The following is a 14,255-nucleotide window of genomic DNA, read 5'->3' as shown; positions in this document are numbered from 1 at the left end:
GCCGATGGTAGTGTGGGGTCTCCCCATGCGAGAGTAGGGAACTGCCAGGCATCAAATAAGTGAAGAGCCCATCCTAGCGGATGGGCTTTTTGCGTTTGGGGTTTTTGATTTTAATGTCATTGAAGTTTTATCCTCTCTTCTTCCTTCCCAGCGTTATTCCCCGTTTGCCTTTTTATCTCAGCTTTCGTTCATTCTCTTCTATTTGCTCTCGTTTTCGGGGGAGATAAACGGCGGGCTGGTGTGGGCGTAGAGCTGTGGTCAGAATCGTAATCGCCAGCGCATAAGGCGCTATGTGGCCTTACTAAATGATGCTGATGAGTGATTTATGCAGCGTTAGGTACGTTGTGCTGTTGATTGCGGTGCTCTGTTTTTTCCCGTATTGTTCTTATCTCTTATCTCTTATCTCTTATCTCTTATCTCTTATCTCTTATCTTGGTATCCCTTTTAGAGGGGTTTGTGGCTGAGCTTGGAGTATGCGAATCAGACGAGGTGCAGGTTATACCCCCGCGTAGGCATAGCTATTATGGATGAGGCGTGTATACCGTAAAGTACATCAATAAACGCGCGCGAAAGGCGCTGTGGCGAGAGTTTGTCTGTTGGAATATAAAGCGCTGCGTAGCGAATCGGAAGGCGTGTATTAGCCTGCTTGAGCGTGTGTGATGATGGGGCAATGACGAGGCAAAGAAGAGGGAGTGTAGGGATAAAATAAAAGCCACCTGAAAGGCGGCTTTTATTCGTAAACCATAGGATAGAGGAGTCCTATTAGTTCATACCGTATTTCTTCAGCTTCTTGCGCAGAGTGCCACGGTTGATACCCATCATCAGTGCTGCACGGGTTTGGTTGCCGCGAGTGTACTGCATGACCATATCGAGAAGAGGCTGTTCAACTTCAGCCAGTACTAATTCGTACAGCTCATTAACGTCTTGGCCGTTTAACTGAGCGAAGTAGTTCTTCAGCGACTGTTTTACGGAGTCACGCAGTGGTTTGTGAGTGACCTGATCCTGAGCATTAATAGTAGCAACAGTCAGTACGTCAGAATTAACGCGTTGTTCGAACATGGTTCTTTCAGCTCTTTTTTATTTTTACGCAAGATTATCAAAATAAGCATCTAACGCTTCCAGCTGTTCGCTGGCATCCTCTATCGCGTTAAATGCACGCCGAAACTGGTCGTCGGGCGCATGTGCCTGTAAATACCAGGAAACATGCTTGCGGGCGATCCGATATCCTTTGCCGTGACCGTAAAAGTCATGCAGTGCTCGGATATGCCCGAGGAGTAACTGCCGAACCTCAGTCAGTGAGGGTGGCGGTAACTCTTCCCCCGTTTCCAGATAGTGCTGGATTTCCCGAAAGATCCAGGGTCTTCCCTGAGCGGCACGGCCTATCATCAGTGCGTCGGCACCAGTGTAGTCCAGAACCTCTCTGGCTTTGTGCGGGTCGGTAATATCGCCATTGGCAATCACCGGAATGGAAACCGCTTGTTTGACTGTCCGGATACTGTGGTATTCGGCATGGCCGTTAAACAGACATGCACGGGTTCGACCGTGTATGGCTAAGGCTTGTATGCCGCATTGTTCCGCGATCTGGGCAATCTGAACACAGTTACGGTTGTCCGTGTCCCATCCAGTACGAATTTTTAGGGTTACTGGCACATCCACCGCGTTCACGACGGCTTTTAAGATGCGCTCAACCAGCTCAGGATGTTGCAAGAGAGCGGAGCCCGCTAACTTACGGTTAATCTTCTTTGCTGGGCACCCCATATTGATATCGATGATCTGAGCGCCGTATTGCACATTCGCTTTGGCTGCTCCTGCCATATCGTCAGGATCAGACCCCGCGATTTGTACACTGCGGATCCCAGGTTCATCAGTATGTACCATGCGCAGGCGCGACTTATCAGTATGCCATACCTCCGGATTGGAGGACATCATCTCTGATACAGCCATGCCGGCACCCATCTCATGACAGAGCATCCGAAATGGTCGGTCAGTAATCCCGGCCATTGGCGCTACAATCAGACGATTTTTAAGTTGATAAGGGCCGATACGCATTGACTGGAAGGTAACCATACTGTGCCTGTAAGGGCGCGTATATTACGCATTTTTTTAGCTGGAGGAAAGGCCAAACTTTGAACACTTTGCTGAACTTTTATAGTCAAGGTTTTTTTTACTGTAAACGCGCCTAGCCGCTGCTGAAAAAATGCGCATAATTAGACGAGACGCAGGATTGGAGCATTTGCTCTAGTGTGCTAACTCATTACAATGGACGACAAAATACACTAAGGATTACAACGAGTATGCGGTTAATGCACTGGAAACGGAAGTTGTCAGCCCTGTCACTGGCAGTTTCTTTGTTACCTGTGGCCTCGGAGGTGGCGGCAGCACCTTTGAATTTTGATCAGGCTTGGCAGACTCTGCAGCAGGTCAATGACGGCTTAAAAGCGGAGATGAGCGCGGCTGAGCGAGCACAAAAAATGGCGCAAGCGTCGGATGGGCTGAATCTGCCGAAGGTCGATTTGAATGCGCAGGTCACTCGGTTAAGTGATCCGCTGTCGATGGATTTAAAAGAGATCCAGCCGTTTCCTTCTCTGGTTAACAACCCGCAATTGCAGCAGGCTATTGCTGGGCTATTACAGCGGCACCCAGATTTAATTCCGGTCTTGGATAAATTAAAAGGTATTCCTACCGAAACCGATTTATCGAACCAAACAGTGAAAACTGCTGGGGTTAATGCGCTGTGGGTGATTTACTCCGGTGGCCGCATTAGCGCCGCGCAAAGCGCCGCCTATGCGCAAGCCTCAGAAGCGCAGCAGCAGTTTGCCTTAAAGCGCTTGCAGGCGTTTTCCGATTTGACCCGCTTCTATTATGGCGTGACGCTGGCGCAAAACGTCTACCAGACCCGCACCCAAGTGGCGCAGGCATTGGCGCAGCACCTGATGCACGCGCAAAAGCTCGAACAGCATGGCCAGATAGCGAAGGTTGAACGTCTGTCGGCACAGGTGGCGTACGATCGCGCTAAGGTGGAGGCAGAAAATGCCCGTCGTGAACTGGAAATCGCGCAGCTGGTCTTGGATGAGTTGCTGCACCAAAACGATGTACAGCCTAGCTCGCCACTGGTTACCAAGCTGACTCTGCCGTCACTCTCTACGCTGGTGCGTGATGCGCTGAATGCGAACCCCGCGATGTCACTGCTGGATGCTAAAGATAAGCAAGCACAAAGCTTGGAAAAAGCTGAGCGTGGCCGTTATCTGCCGAATGTGGCGGCATTTGGTAACTATAACTTGTATCACGATGACAGCATTCTGGGCGAGCGCGCTCCTGATTGGATGGTCGGCGTGGGAGTCAGCGTGCCGCTGGTTGATAACAGTGGCCGTAATGATTTGCTGGCTGCCGCACACATGGCGCGCAAAGAGGTGGGCTACCGCCGCGCCGAGTTGCAGCGCCAATTAAAGGTAGGGGTTGAGCAAGCGTACCGCGAGCTGGAGCAGGCGAAGACCGAATACGATTCCCTGCAATCGAGTCAGGCATTGGCCAAAGAGAACTTTTTGCTGCGCAGTAAAGCCTTTGAGCAAGGGCTGGCCACTTCACTGGATGTGGTGGATGCGCGTATGACTGAAGCGGCCATTGATACCCAGCGATTAGCTGCCAGCTATCGGATGACCAATGCGTTGGCCAAATTGCTGACCTTAACCGGTCAACCGGATGCATTTAACCGCTACCAGCGATAACAGTTTTAGGTGATGGGATGAACAAGAAAATGAAAACCGCGGCAGTGGTTGCCGCCGCGGGTGTGGCTGCAGCGCTGGTGATTACCTATTTTGCGGCCTATTCCTCGCACAGTGAATTGATGCAAGGACAGATTGAAGCGCAGCAGTATTTTGTGTCGGCCAAGGTACCGGGGCGCATTGAGCAAGTGCTGGTGCAAAAAGGACAAAACGTCAAGGTCGGCGATAGGATCTTTGTGCTGTCGACGCCAGAGCTGGATGCCAAATTAAATCAGGCGAAAGCCGGTGAAGCGGCGGCAGGGGCGGTTAAACAGGAAGTGGATAACGGCGCGCGTACCCAGCAGATTGCTGCCGCCAAAGATGTGTGGATGAAAGCCAAAGCGGCGGCCATGTTGGCTGAGAAAACCTATCAGCGCGTGAATGCGTTGTACCGTGATGGTGTGATGGCAGAGCAAAAGCGCGATGAAGCCAAAACCGGATGGGAAGCGGCCAAATACACTGAGCAGGCGGCCTTCCAGCAATATCAGCTGGCGGTAGAGGGCTCACGTAAGGGCGAGAAACTGGCGGCTGCCGAGAAAGAGAAAATGGCCGCCGCTGCCGTACAAGAAGTGCAGGCCTATCTGACGGATGCAGAGCTGACCGCATATCACGATGGCGTGGTGGATCAGGTATTGTTGCACCCGGGCGAGCTGGCGCCGGCCGGATTCCCTGTGGTAACGCTGGTGGATTTGCAAGATGCGTGGGCACTGTTTCAAGTGCGGGAAGATAAGCTGGCTCAGTTCAAGCAAGGGAGCGAGTTTGACGTGCGTATTCCGGCGTTAGACCCAGACAAAACTTTCCGCTTCAAAGTCACCTACATCAATGTGATGGGCGATTATGCCACGTGGCGTACCACCCAACCGGGACGCGGCTATGACATGCGCACCTTCCAGATTGAAATGCGTCCGGTGGCGCCGATTGACGGGCTGCGCGTTGGGATGAGTGTGCTGCTGGAGGCCAAGTGAAACCGGGCATCTGGTTAACGGCCCAGCGTGAATGGCAACGCATTCGACAAGACCGCTGGGTTTTCGCGCTGACGGTCTGGCTGCCGCCGCTGTTTTTTGTCCTGATATGGGGGATTTTCCATGTGGGGATCCCGCAAGACTTGCCGATTGCGGTGTTGGATCAGGATCACAGCCCGCTATCGCGCGATTTGACGCGGCGGTTGGACGCCGCGCCTTCGTTGCAGGTGGCGTATCAGGCCGATGATTTGGCGCAAGGTATGCATCTGGTGCGTAGCGGCAAAGCCTATGCGCTGGTGGTTTTGCCATATCGTTTAGATACGGACGTCAAATTACACTTAAGCCCGAGCGTGATGGGTTATTACAACAGCCAATATGTGCTGATTGGTAAGGTGATCAATACCGCCTTGCAAACCACCATCGTCACCAAGGCGACCGAGCTTAATGCTCAGATCCACGTAGCGCGCGGGGAAAACCCTTATCAGGCCATTGGGCAGGCGTTGCCTCTGCGCAATCAGCTGACGCCGCTGTATAACATTGGGCTTAACTATGTGCCATTTTTAGTGACGGCCGTGGTTCCGGCGCTGTGGCAGATTTTCCTGATCACCGTGGTGATTGCCGCATTGGGCTTAGAGCTGCGCGACAGTAATGGCCGAGCATGGCTGCAAAGTGCGGATGGCTGTTTGGGCGCGGCGTTGGCGGGGAAAATGCTGCCGTATGGCTTGTGGTTTGCGTTACATGGCGCGCTGTTTTTATGGGGGATGGATGTCCTGCTCGGTTGGCGTATTGCTGGCAGTATCCCGCTGCTTTTGCTGGCGCAGTGGCTGACCATTGGCGCGTATGTGGCGATGGGCACCTTACTGTACTGTACTAGCTTTCATTATGGCCGGGCAGCCAGTGCGGGGGCGGCATATACCGCACCGGCGTTTGCCTTTATGGGGATCACCTTCCCGTTGGCGGATATGCCGGGTTTTGCCCGTTTTTGGTCGGATATTATTCCGATCTCCCACTATATGCAGGTGCAGATCCAGCAGATGAATTATGCCGCCAGTTGGCGTATCTCGTGGCAGGCGATGCTGCCATTGTTGGCTTTCTGGCTGATGATCCCGCCGGCCTTATGGTTGTTGCGGGTAAAGCTGCGTAAAACCGGAGGTATGCCGGTATGAACCTCAAACAGGTATGGTGGCAAGAGCTGCAGGCGCTGGGAAAAAACAGCGCCATCTTGATGACGGTATTTGCTGGATTGCTGTTTTATTCGGTGCTCTATCCGCTGCCGTACTCACAGCAAGTGGTGACGCACATGCCGGTGGCGGTGTGGGACAACGATCATTCGCCATTGAGTCGCGAGTTTATTCGCCGCGTAGAGTCGACCCCACAAGTCACGGTCAGCGCAGTGGTGACTTCGCGCCAAGAAGCTGATGCCCTGATGCAGCAAGGCGAGGTGCATGGTTTGCTGGTGCTGCCAGTGCATTTTGAGCGCGATGTGCTGCTGGGGAAAAGTCCGGTAGTGGCCGTGGAAGGGGATGCCAGTTATTTTCTGATTTACTCTTCTATCGCGGAGGCGATTGCCAAAGTCAGTGGCACGCTCGGCGCGCAGGTGAAAGTGACCAAGGAGTTATCGCAAGGTACCCCGTATCTGGGGGCGCTCAGTACCGCGTTGCCGCTGCAATCGGATACGCAGGCCCTGTTTAACCCAACCATTGGCTATGTGGCGTATGTGGTACCGGCGGTGTTTGTGCTGATTTTGCACCAAACCTTGCTGATTGCAGCCGGGATCCAAACCGCTGAGTGTAAAGAGCGTACCTTGGGCGGAGAGCGTGGTTACTGGCTACAGGCCTCACCGTGGACGGTGCTGGTGGCGCGCGGCTTGGTGTTTGTGCCCTTGTATCTGCTGGCGGCGATGTATTATCTCGGCGGATGCTTTGAGCATTACAACATCGTTCGGCAAGCCAACCCGTGGTTGCTCTTGTTGTTGTGCACCCTGCTGTTTTGGACCACTTACTGCTTTGCGGTGATGCTGACCTTTTTCATGACGCGGCGTGAAACCCCGACTCAAGCGGTGCTGATTTCATCGCTGCCGATTGTGTTTACTGCTGGTTTTGTCTGGCCGTCGATGGCGATCCCGTGGCCGATTTTGTGGCTGGCGCGCACTATTCCGGGGGTGAACGGTATCGAGCTGATGGTCAAATACAACCAGATGGGCGCGTCACTCACTGAAGTGGGCGGGCCGTTGTGGCGTTTGCTGGCTCAAGCGGTGGTGTACACCGTCTTGGCTTGGTGGGTGTTGCGACATAGCCAAGCGTTAGCCGCTAACGAGAAGGCGGCTAACAGCAAGATCAGCGCAGTTAAAGGCTAACTGAGCGGGATGCCGAGGGTTCTCCAGGTCAGTGCTCTCGATATGGCATACAGCGCGTTATAGAAACCGGAACATTAACGTAGATATAAACTGCGCAGAAAGAAAAGTAGCAAGAAAAAAGGGCATCCATGCGGATGCCCTTTTTGTTTAGGCTTTCGTTAAGCGCAATCGCTCACTGAATTAGCGCGCGATACCGGTAATACGGCACCACTCTTCGCGCTCGGCGATAGGGTCGAGCACAAACTTCTCGCGGTACGCATCGGCCACCGATTCGGCTTGCGATTCCAAAATACCGGACAGACCCAGATGGCCACCGGATTTTGGCAGTACGCTGATCAGCGGTGCCAGCTCGCGCAGTGGGCCGGCCAGAATATTGGCCACCACCACATCACCCAGTAAATCTTGTGGCTGATCTTTTGGCAGATACAGCTCCAGACGGTCAGACACACCGTTACGCTCGGCGTTATCACGGCTGGCGGTGATAGCTTGGGGATCGATATCGATACCCACGGCGCGCGCAGCGCCCAGCTTCAGCGCGGCAATGGCCAGAATGCCGGAGCCACAACCAAAGTCGACCACAGTTTTACCCACCAGATCCAGACCGTCTAACCACTCCAGACACAAAGCGGTGGTCGGGTGGGTACCGGTACCGAACGCCAGACCTGGGTCTAGCATCACGTTCACCGCCTCAGGCTCCGGCACTTCACGCCAGCTTGGGCAGATCCACAGACGCTGACCAAAGCGCATTGGGTGGAAGTTATCCATCCACTCACGCTCCCAGTCTTTATCTTCCAGCTGCTCGATTTTGTGCACAAAATCGTTACCCAGCAGTGGCGATTGCTGCAGCTGCGCTATTACAGCGGCCATATCGGTTTCGGCGTCATACAGCGCCATCACGTCGGTGTCACCCCACAGGCGAGTTTCACCTGGCAGCGGTTCAAATACTGGGGTGTCGTGTGAGTCCATGAAGGTGATGGAGACAGAGCCGCTTTCCATCAGTACATCGCCGATAGCTTCGGCTTGGGCACCGGTGGTGTTCAGTTTCAGTTGGATCCAAGGCATGATAAACACTCAGTCAGTAAAAGGGCGCGGCCACGCCGCGCTCTGTTGTCAGTCAGATTGCCGCTAAATATAGCACGCGGCTGGGGGAGTTTCAGGCTTCGCTGCTGGGCAGTGGCAACGCCGGTTCGCGTGCCGGCTGGTGGCGCTCGCCAAATTTATTGCCAATTAAGAAGGCCAACAGCCCAATCAGCAAGGTCGGCACAATGGCGTGCAGGCCGAGCGGCTTCATGCCATAGATGTTGAGCAGCAGGTAACTACTACCGCCACACAGCATCGAACTTAACGCGCCCCATGCGTTGGCGCGCTCCCAGTACAAACCCAGCACCAGCGGCCATAAGAACACGGCTTGCAGGCCACCAAAGGCCATCAAGTTCAACCAGATGATCATCTCCGGCGGTTGCCATGCGGCCAGAATCAACAGCACACCCAAAATCAACGTGCTCAACGTCGACAGGCGCGAGATCCGCTTTTCATTGTGCTCGTCTTGCGGACGCAGGCGCAGATACAGATCTTTGACCAAGGTGGCGGAGGATTGGATCAGCTGCGCATCGATGGTGGACATGATGGCGGCCATCGGCGCGGCCAAGAAAATCCCAGCCGCCAGTGGGGGCAGCACTTGGATCATCAACGTCGGGATCACCTGATCGGGAATGGCCAAATCGGGCAGTACCGCGCGACCGAGCGCACCGGTTAGGTGCATGCCGAGCATCAAGACGGCCACAATGAGTGTGCTGACAATCATGCCAAAATGCAGTGCTTTGCTGTCTTTGTAGGCCATGCAGCGCACCGCAGTATGCGGTAAGCCAATGACGCCAAAGCACACCAGCACCCAGAACGAGGCCATAAACGGCAGATCCAGCATGCCATCAGGGCCACGCGCGCTGAGCAAATCCGGATCGATATCGTGCAGGGTATGAATAGCAGCTGGCAGACCACCGGCGGCATGGATCACCGCAAACAGCAGGATCAAGGTGCCGACCATCATCACGATGCCTTGCAGAGCATCGGTCATCGCTACCGCCCGAAAACCACCGAACATGGTGTATAGACCCACGGTCAGACCAAAAATCAGCAAGCCATCCAGATACGGAATGCCCACCGCGGTCTGCAACAGACGTGCGCCACCGATAAACTGCACGGTCATCGCGGCAAAAAAGGCGATCAACATGCTGGCGCACGAGACCCACACCACGGTGCGGTTACGGTAACGGGCGTACAGCAGATCGTTGAGGGTCAGGGCATTGTAACGGCGCGATAAAATCGCGAACTTTTTCCCCAGCACTCCTAGTGATAGCCACGCCGCAGGCAGTTGGATCATCGCCAGCAGTACCCAGCCTAAGCCGTACTTGTACGCCGCACCCGGTCCGCCGATAAACGAACTGGCGCTGGTGTAAGTGGCGGTGAGCGTCATGGCCAGCAAAAAGCCGCCCATTGAGCGGTTGCCGACATAGTACTCGTTCAGGAAGCTGCCTTTGCCGCGCTTGTAATAGGCGTAGATGGCGACCACAAACACCAAGGCCAAATAGCCGACCAGTGGTAGTAAAATCTCACTTTTCATCATCGCTCTCCAGTGAGATGTCGCGGTATACGTATTTGACCATCAGTGCACACAAGAAAATAAAAACCAGCGGCAGCAGCAGGCAGGCCAGCTCGAACCAGCGAGGCAAGCCGGTGAAACCGGTGCTGCTGTCTGGCAAGTAGGCGGCAACCGCCCAGCAAACCAGATAGGCCAGCGTCAGCCAGAAGGCCCAGCGCGCTTCACGGTGCGCCTGTTTGAAACGGTGATCTTGCATGATCCGCCACGTCCCCCTTACAGCCAGAACAGAAAAAAGGCGGCAATTGTAGCGCAGATCCGGCAGAGGATAAAAAAAAAGCCAGCGCGAGGCTGGCTTGATGTGCAAACTGCGGCTTACTGCAGGCCGAGTTTCTTTTCCAGATAGTGGATATTGGTACCACCTTGCTGGAAGTTTGGATCATCCATGATCTGCTCTTGCAGAGGGATGTTGGTTTTGATCCCATCGATAATGGTTTCGGACAGCGCATTACGCATGCGAGCAATAGCCACGTCACGGGTTTCGCCGTACGTGATCAGTTTGCCGATCATGGAGTCGTAATGTGGCGGTACGGTATAACCACTGTAGATGTGAGATTCCCAGCGCACGCCGAAACCACCCGGTGAGTGGAAATGGGTGATCTTGCCCGGTGATGGCAGGAAAGTCTCCGGATCTTCGGCGTTGATACGGCACTCAATGGCGTGGCCACGTACCTGTACATCGCTTTGCTTGATAGACAGTGGCATGCCGGCGGCAATGCGCAGCTGCTCTTTGATCAAGTCGATACCGGTGATCATCTCGGTCACTGGGTGCTCTACCTGAATACGGGTGTTCATCTCGATAAAGTAGAACTCACCATTTTCATACAGGAACTCAAATGTGCCCGCGCCGCGGTAGCCGATTTCGATACAGGCGTTGGTACAACGCTCACCGATATGACGACGCATTTCCGGGGTAATGCCTGGTGCTGGTGCTTCTTCCACCACTTTCTGGTGGCGGCGCTGCATAGAGCAGTCACGCTCGGCCAGATAAATGGCATGACCTTGGCCATCGGCCAGTACCTGGATCTCGATATGACGAGGATTTTCCAGATACTTTTCCATGTAGACCATGTCATTGTTGAACGCCGCTTTGGCTTCAGCACGGGTCATGGTGATGGATTGCGCCAGCTCTTTTTCGCTGCGCACTACACGCATACCACGGCCACCGCCGCCGCCGGAGGCTTTCACGATGATTGGATAGCCGATGCGCTTGGCAATCGCCTTGTTTTTTTCCATATCATCACCCAGCGGACCGTCAGAGCCTGGTACGCAAGGCACGCCCGCTGCTTTCATCGCGGTGATAGCGGATACTTTGTCCCCCATCAGACGGATGGTTTCTGCGCGTGGGCCGATAAAGATAAAGCCGGAGTTCTCGACTTGTTCGGCAAAATCGGCATTTTCAGACAGGAAGCCGTAACCTGGGTGGATGGCCACTGCGCCGGTAATTTCTGCCGCCGCAATGATCGCTGGGATGTTCAGGTAGCTTTTGGTGGATGGCGCCGGACCGATACACACGGTTTCGTCGGCCAGTCGCACATGCTTCAGCTCACGATCCGCGGTAGAGTGCACCGCGACAGTCTTGATCCCCAGCTCTTTACAGGCACGCAAAATACGCAGTGCAATTTCACCGCGGTTTGCGATAACAACTTTATCCAGCATGGTTATTCCCCGTTATTCGATGATAACCAGCGGCTCATCAAACTCTACTGGCTGGCCGTTTTCCAGCAGGATGGCTTTCACCACACCGGCTTTGTCGGCTTCAATCTGGTTCATCATTTTCATGGCTTCGACGATGCACAGTGGATCGCCAACGGATACGGTTTGACCCACTTCCACGAAGGCTTTCGCATCAGGGCTTGGGGTGCGGTAGAACGTACCCACCATTGGGGAGCGCACGATATGGCCAGTCATGGCTTCGCTCGCCGGCTTCACGTCAGCTGGCGCTGCAGCGGCAGCGGGGGCAGCAGCGACCGCAGCCGCAGGGGCTTGGGCAACATACTGCACGGCTGGTGCCGCGGTCATGACACGGCTGATACGAACCGACTCTTCACCTTCTGAAATTTCCAGCTCAGAAATACCAGATTCTTCAACCAGTTCGATCAGTTTTTTAATTTTACGAATATCCATTAGCGTGGTTCCGTAGAGTTGTTAGTTTTATGACAGACGGCGCAGTGCCGCCTGTAGAGCAAATTCATACCCGTCAGCACCCAGACCACAGATCACCCCGACGGCAACATCCGACAGATACGAGTGATGGCGGAACGGCTCACGGGCATGGACGTTCGATAAGTGAATTTCAATAAACGGAATGCCGACCCCAAGCAGTGCATCACGCAGTGCCACACTGGTGTGGGTGAAGGCTGCCGGATTAATCAGGATAAAATCACACTGGCCATAGGCCTGATGGATAGTGGTGATTAACTCCGCTTCCGAATTGGATTGAAAATGGGTCAGTTCGACGCCGGCGGCCTCGGCCTGAGCTGTCAAGCGGGCAATAATCTGGGGCAGCGTCTGTGAGCCGTAGTGTTTTGGCTCGCGCAGACCGAGCAAGTTCAGATTCGGACCATTGAGGACCAGAATGCGAAGATTTTGCGCCATTATGCTGACTTCTCCGGCGAACGTGAGGCTATAAAGGGAAAATACCCTGATTTGCTTTGTTATACCAGCGATGCGGTTTAAGAAAGCCAATCTATCACAAGGATTTTGATCATTATAATGATATCGGCTCAGTTGGCAGCAAAATACTGGTCTTATCAGCGAAGATGCGCTCAATGAAATTAGAGTTCAAACTCTAAAAAACATCCTCAAGGCACGGCTGGCGCGGTCAGGGCCGGTAGACAGTTTGACGGGGTGAAGGGCGATAACATAGCAGGAAATGGGGCGGAAAACGTGCGGATCACGCCAATATCGACACTTGGCAACGGCAACACGGCGTTCAGTGCGTCACCGAAGAAATAGCAAAGTGTGAAAGGAACCGCTCTGGGGGAAACGGAAAAAACCAAGAGAAAGCGTCCTACGCCCAAGACCGCAATAACGCGCACAGCACAAAAGCAGAACAAACGATGTGGCCAACAGTGACAGAAAAAAGATAAAAAAAAGGAGGCAAAGAATGCCTCCAGAAAAAACTAAACTGACCTAATGAGAATTATTGTAAGTATTTCTCTTGGTCGGGTGTTGATGTAGCGCAAGTTACGGAGCAAAAAAACAACATTCCCGGAGTGATGCGCACAACTGGCCACTTCAGGGTATGTTTTGATGTTTTTTTACTACAAACGCCCCCTTGCGTAGGTTTAACCTGATATCTATGCCATACACGTTATGCACGCTATGCGTGCCGTGTTGATTACTAACATTGGCTAAATCGCGATTTAGACAGACGGTGCATCAGTCGTCAGGCGAACCAAGGTGCGGCCAGTGACCTGATTATCCAGCAGGCGTGCGGCATACTCCGGCGCTTGGGCTAGCGTGATCTCTTGCGCGGCCTGTTGATAGAAGCTCTCTGGCAGCAAGGTCGCCAGACGTGACCACGCCTGTTGGCGCACGGCATACGGCGCTTGTACCGAATCGACCCCTTGCAGGCGCACGTTCCGCAGAATAAACGGCATCACGGTGGTCGGCAGGCCTGCGCCGCCGGCCAGACCGCAAGCCGCGACTGTGCCGCCATAGGTGGTTTGCGCCAGCACGTTGGCCAGCATCTGGCCACCCACGGTGTCGATAGCGCCTGCCCAGTGCTGTTTATCCAGCGGACGGCCTGGCTCACTCAGGGCTGCGCGCTCGATAATACGGCTGGCGCCCAGCGCTTGCAGGTAGGCATGATTTTCCGCGCGGCCGGTTACGGCGGCTACGCGATAGCCTAATTGGCTAAGCAGCGAGACCGCAACACTGCCCACGCCGCCACCGGCGCCAGTGACTAGCACTTCGCCTTGCTCTGGGGTGACGCCGCCGGCTTCCAGCGCCATCACACACAACATGGCGGTTAAACCGGCAGTACCAATAATCATGCTCTGGCGCAGGCTCAAACCCGCCGGCAGCGGTAGCAGCCAGTCTGCATTCACGCGCGCTTGCTCGGCCAGACCGCCAAAGTAGGTTTCGCCCACGCCCCAGCCGGTCAGGATCACCGCATCGCCAGCCTGATAACGTGGATCGGCAGATTCCAGCACCGTACCGGCAAAATCAATGCCGGGGATCATCGGAAATTGTCGGATGATCTTACCGCGCCCCGTGATCGCCAGTGCATCTTTGTAGTTCAGTCCCGACCACTGTACGGCCACCGTGACATTGTTTTCCGGTAATTGCTGTGGCGAGATTTCACGGACGTTAGCGAGGGTGTGTTGATCGGCGGATTGTTCGAGAATGAGGGCTTGCATGATGCTCTCCTTGGGCAGTACCGGATAATAAAGAAAAAATCAGATGACAAAATAAAGCGTAAACAAAATCAAATATGTGCGCTGACGCCGCAGTGTAAGCCTAGAGAAAAGCTATTATTTACTGCACAATATTGGGAAGTTTGGCGATTTTAG

The 14,255-nt window shown here is 54.1% G+C and carries 13 protein-coding genes; 4 read left to right on the top strand and 9 right to left on the bottom strand.

The window, feature by feature from the left end; translation table 11 throughout:
* Positions 1 to 762: 762 nt before the first annotated feature.
* Together fis and dusB are read right to left on the bottom strand one after the other, a co-directional pair.
* The gene (gene fis, locus L975_RS11280) at positions 763 to 1,059 is read right to left on the bottom strand and encodes a DNA-binding transcriptional regulator Fis (RefSeq protein WP_010862690.1); all 297 of its coding nucleotides are present in this window, start codon (positions 1,057 to 1,059) and stop codon (positions 763 to 765) included.
* Between the two features lie 24 nt (positions 1,060 to 1,083).
* Positions 1,084 to 2,049, bottom strand: a complete 966-nt coding sequence (gene dusB / locus L975_RS11275; protein ID WP_010862689.1) for a tRNA dihydrouridine synthase DusB — start codon at positions 2,047 to 2,049, stop codon at positions 1,084 to 1,086.
* Positions 2,050 to 2,303: 254 nt separating this feature from the next.
* Here dusB and L975_RS11270 point away from each other — a divergent pair, with 254 nt between their 5' ends.
* From L975_RS11270 to L975_RS11255, 4 genes are read left to right on the top strand one after another with little or no spacing between them, the layout of a single operon-like run.
* Positions 2,304 to 3,725, top strand: coding sequence for a TolC family protein (locus tag L975_RS11270; RefSeq protein ID WP_177323855.1), 1,422 nt, complete (start codon positions 2,304 to 2,306; stop codon positions 3,723 to 3,725).
* 17 nt (positions 3,726 to 3,742) lie between these two features.
* A complete protein-coding gene (locus tag L975_RS11265) occupies positions 3,743 to 4,726 on the top strand; it encodes an HlyD family secretion protein (protein ID WP_036768664.1) in 984 nt (327 codons plus the stop codon).
* Complete coding sequence (locus L975_RS11260) at positions 4,723 to 5,889, top strand: ABC transporter permease (RefSeq protein ID WP_052181426.1); 1,167 nt, start codon at positions 4,723 to 4,725, stop codon at positions 5,887 to 5,889. The genes L975_RS11265 and L975_RS11260 overlap by 4 nt, the downstream gene beginning before the upstream one ends.
* Positions 5,886 to 7,079 (top strand): ABC transporter permease, encoded by a 1,194-nt coding sequence (locus L975_RS11255; RefSeq protein WP_052181425.1) that lies wholly within the window; start codon positions 5,886 to 5,888, stop codon positions 7,077 to 7,079. The genes L975_RS11260 and L975_RS11255 overlap by 4 nt, the downstream gene beginning before the upstream one ends.
* Positions 7,080 to 7,259: 180 nt before the next feature.
* Here L975_RS11255 and prmA read toward each other — a convergent pair whose 3' ends face one another.
* The 7 genes from prmA to L975_RS11220 form a co-directional block, all read right to left on the bottom strand.
* Complete coding sequence (prmA, locus tag L975_RS11250; RefSeq protein ID WP_047708710.1) at positions 7,260 to 8,141, bottom strand: 50S ribosomal protein L11 methyltransferase; 882 nt, start codon at positions 8,139 to 8,141, stop codon at positions 7,260 to 7,262.
* 91 nt (positions 8,142 to 8,232) lie between these two features.
* Positions 8,233 to 9,699: a sodium/pantothenate symporter gene (gene panF, locus L975_RS11245; protein ID WP_010862683.1), complete on the bottom strand. Its 1,467-nt coding sequence runs from the start codon at positions 9,697 to 9,699 to the stop codon at positions 8,233 to 8,235.
* On the bottom strand, positions 9,689 to 9,934 hold the full coding sequence (locus L975_RS11240) for a YhdT family protein (protein WP_047708709.1): 246 nt from the start codon (positions 9,932 to 9,934) through the stop codon (positions 9,689 to 9,691). Before L975_RS11240 ends, panF begins: the two co-directional genes overlap by 11 nt.
* Before the next feature lie 116 nt (positions 9,935 to 10,050).
* Positions 10,051 to 11,394, bottom strand: a complete 1,344-nt coding sequence (gene accC / locus L975_RS11235) for an acetyl-CoA carboxylase biotin carboxylase subunit (RefSeq protein WP_039046475.1) — start codon at positions 11,392 to 11,394, stop codon at positions 10,051 to 10,053.
* 12 nt (positions 11,395 to 11,406) lie between these two features.
* Positions 11,407 to 11,862 carry an acetyl-CoA carboxylase biotin carboxyl carrier protein gene (accB, locus tag L975_RS11230; RefSeq protein ID WP_047708707.1) on the bottom strand — a complete coding sequence of 152 codons (456 nt, stop codon included), beginning with the start codon at positions 11,860 to 11,862 and terminating at the stop codon, positions 11,407 to 11,409.
* A 27-nt stretch (positions 11,863 to 11,889) separates the two neighbouring features.
* Complete coding sequence (aroQ, locus tag L975_RS11225; protein ID WP_010862678.1) at positions 11,890 to 12,333, bottom strand: type II 3-dehydroquinate dehydratase; 444 nt, start codon at positions 12,331 to 12,333, stop codon at positions 11,890 to 11,892.
* Positions 12,334 to 13,103: 770 nt separating this feature from the next.
* Positions 13,104 to 14,102: an MDR family oxidoreductase gene (locus L975_RS11220; RefSeq protein WP_047708705.1), complete on the bottom strand. Its 999-nt coding sequence runs from the start codon at positions 14,100 to 14,102 to the stop codon at positions 13,104 to 13,106.
* Between the last annotated feature and the right edge of the window lie 153 nt (positions 14,103 to 14,255).

It is taken from the genome of Plesiomonas sp. ZOR0011, assembly GCF_000800945.1.
GTDB classification, from domain to species: domain Bacteria; phylum Pseudomonadota; class Gammaproteobacteria; order Enterobacterales; family CAMTGL01; genus Plesiomonas; species Plesiomonas shigelloides.
The sequence above is the reverse complement of the archived record's forward strand: the minus strand, read 5'-3'. Positions and strand labels throughout refer to the sequence as shown.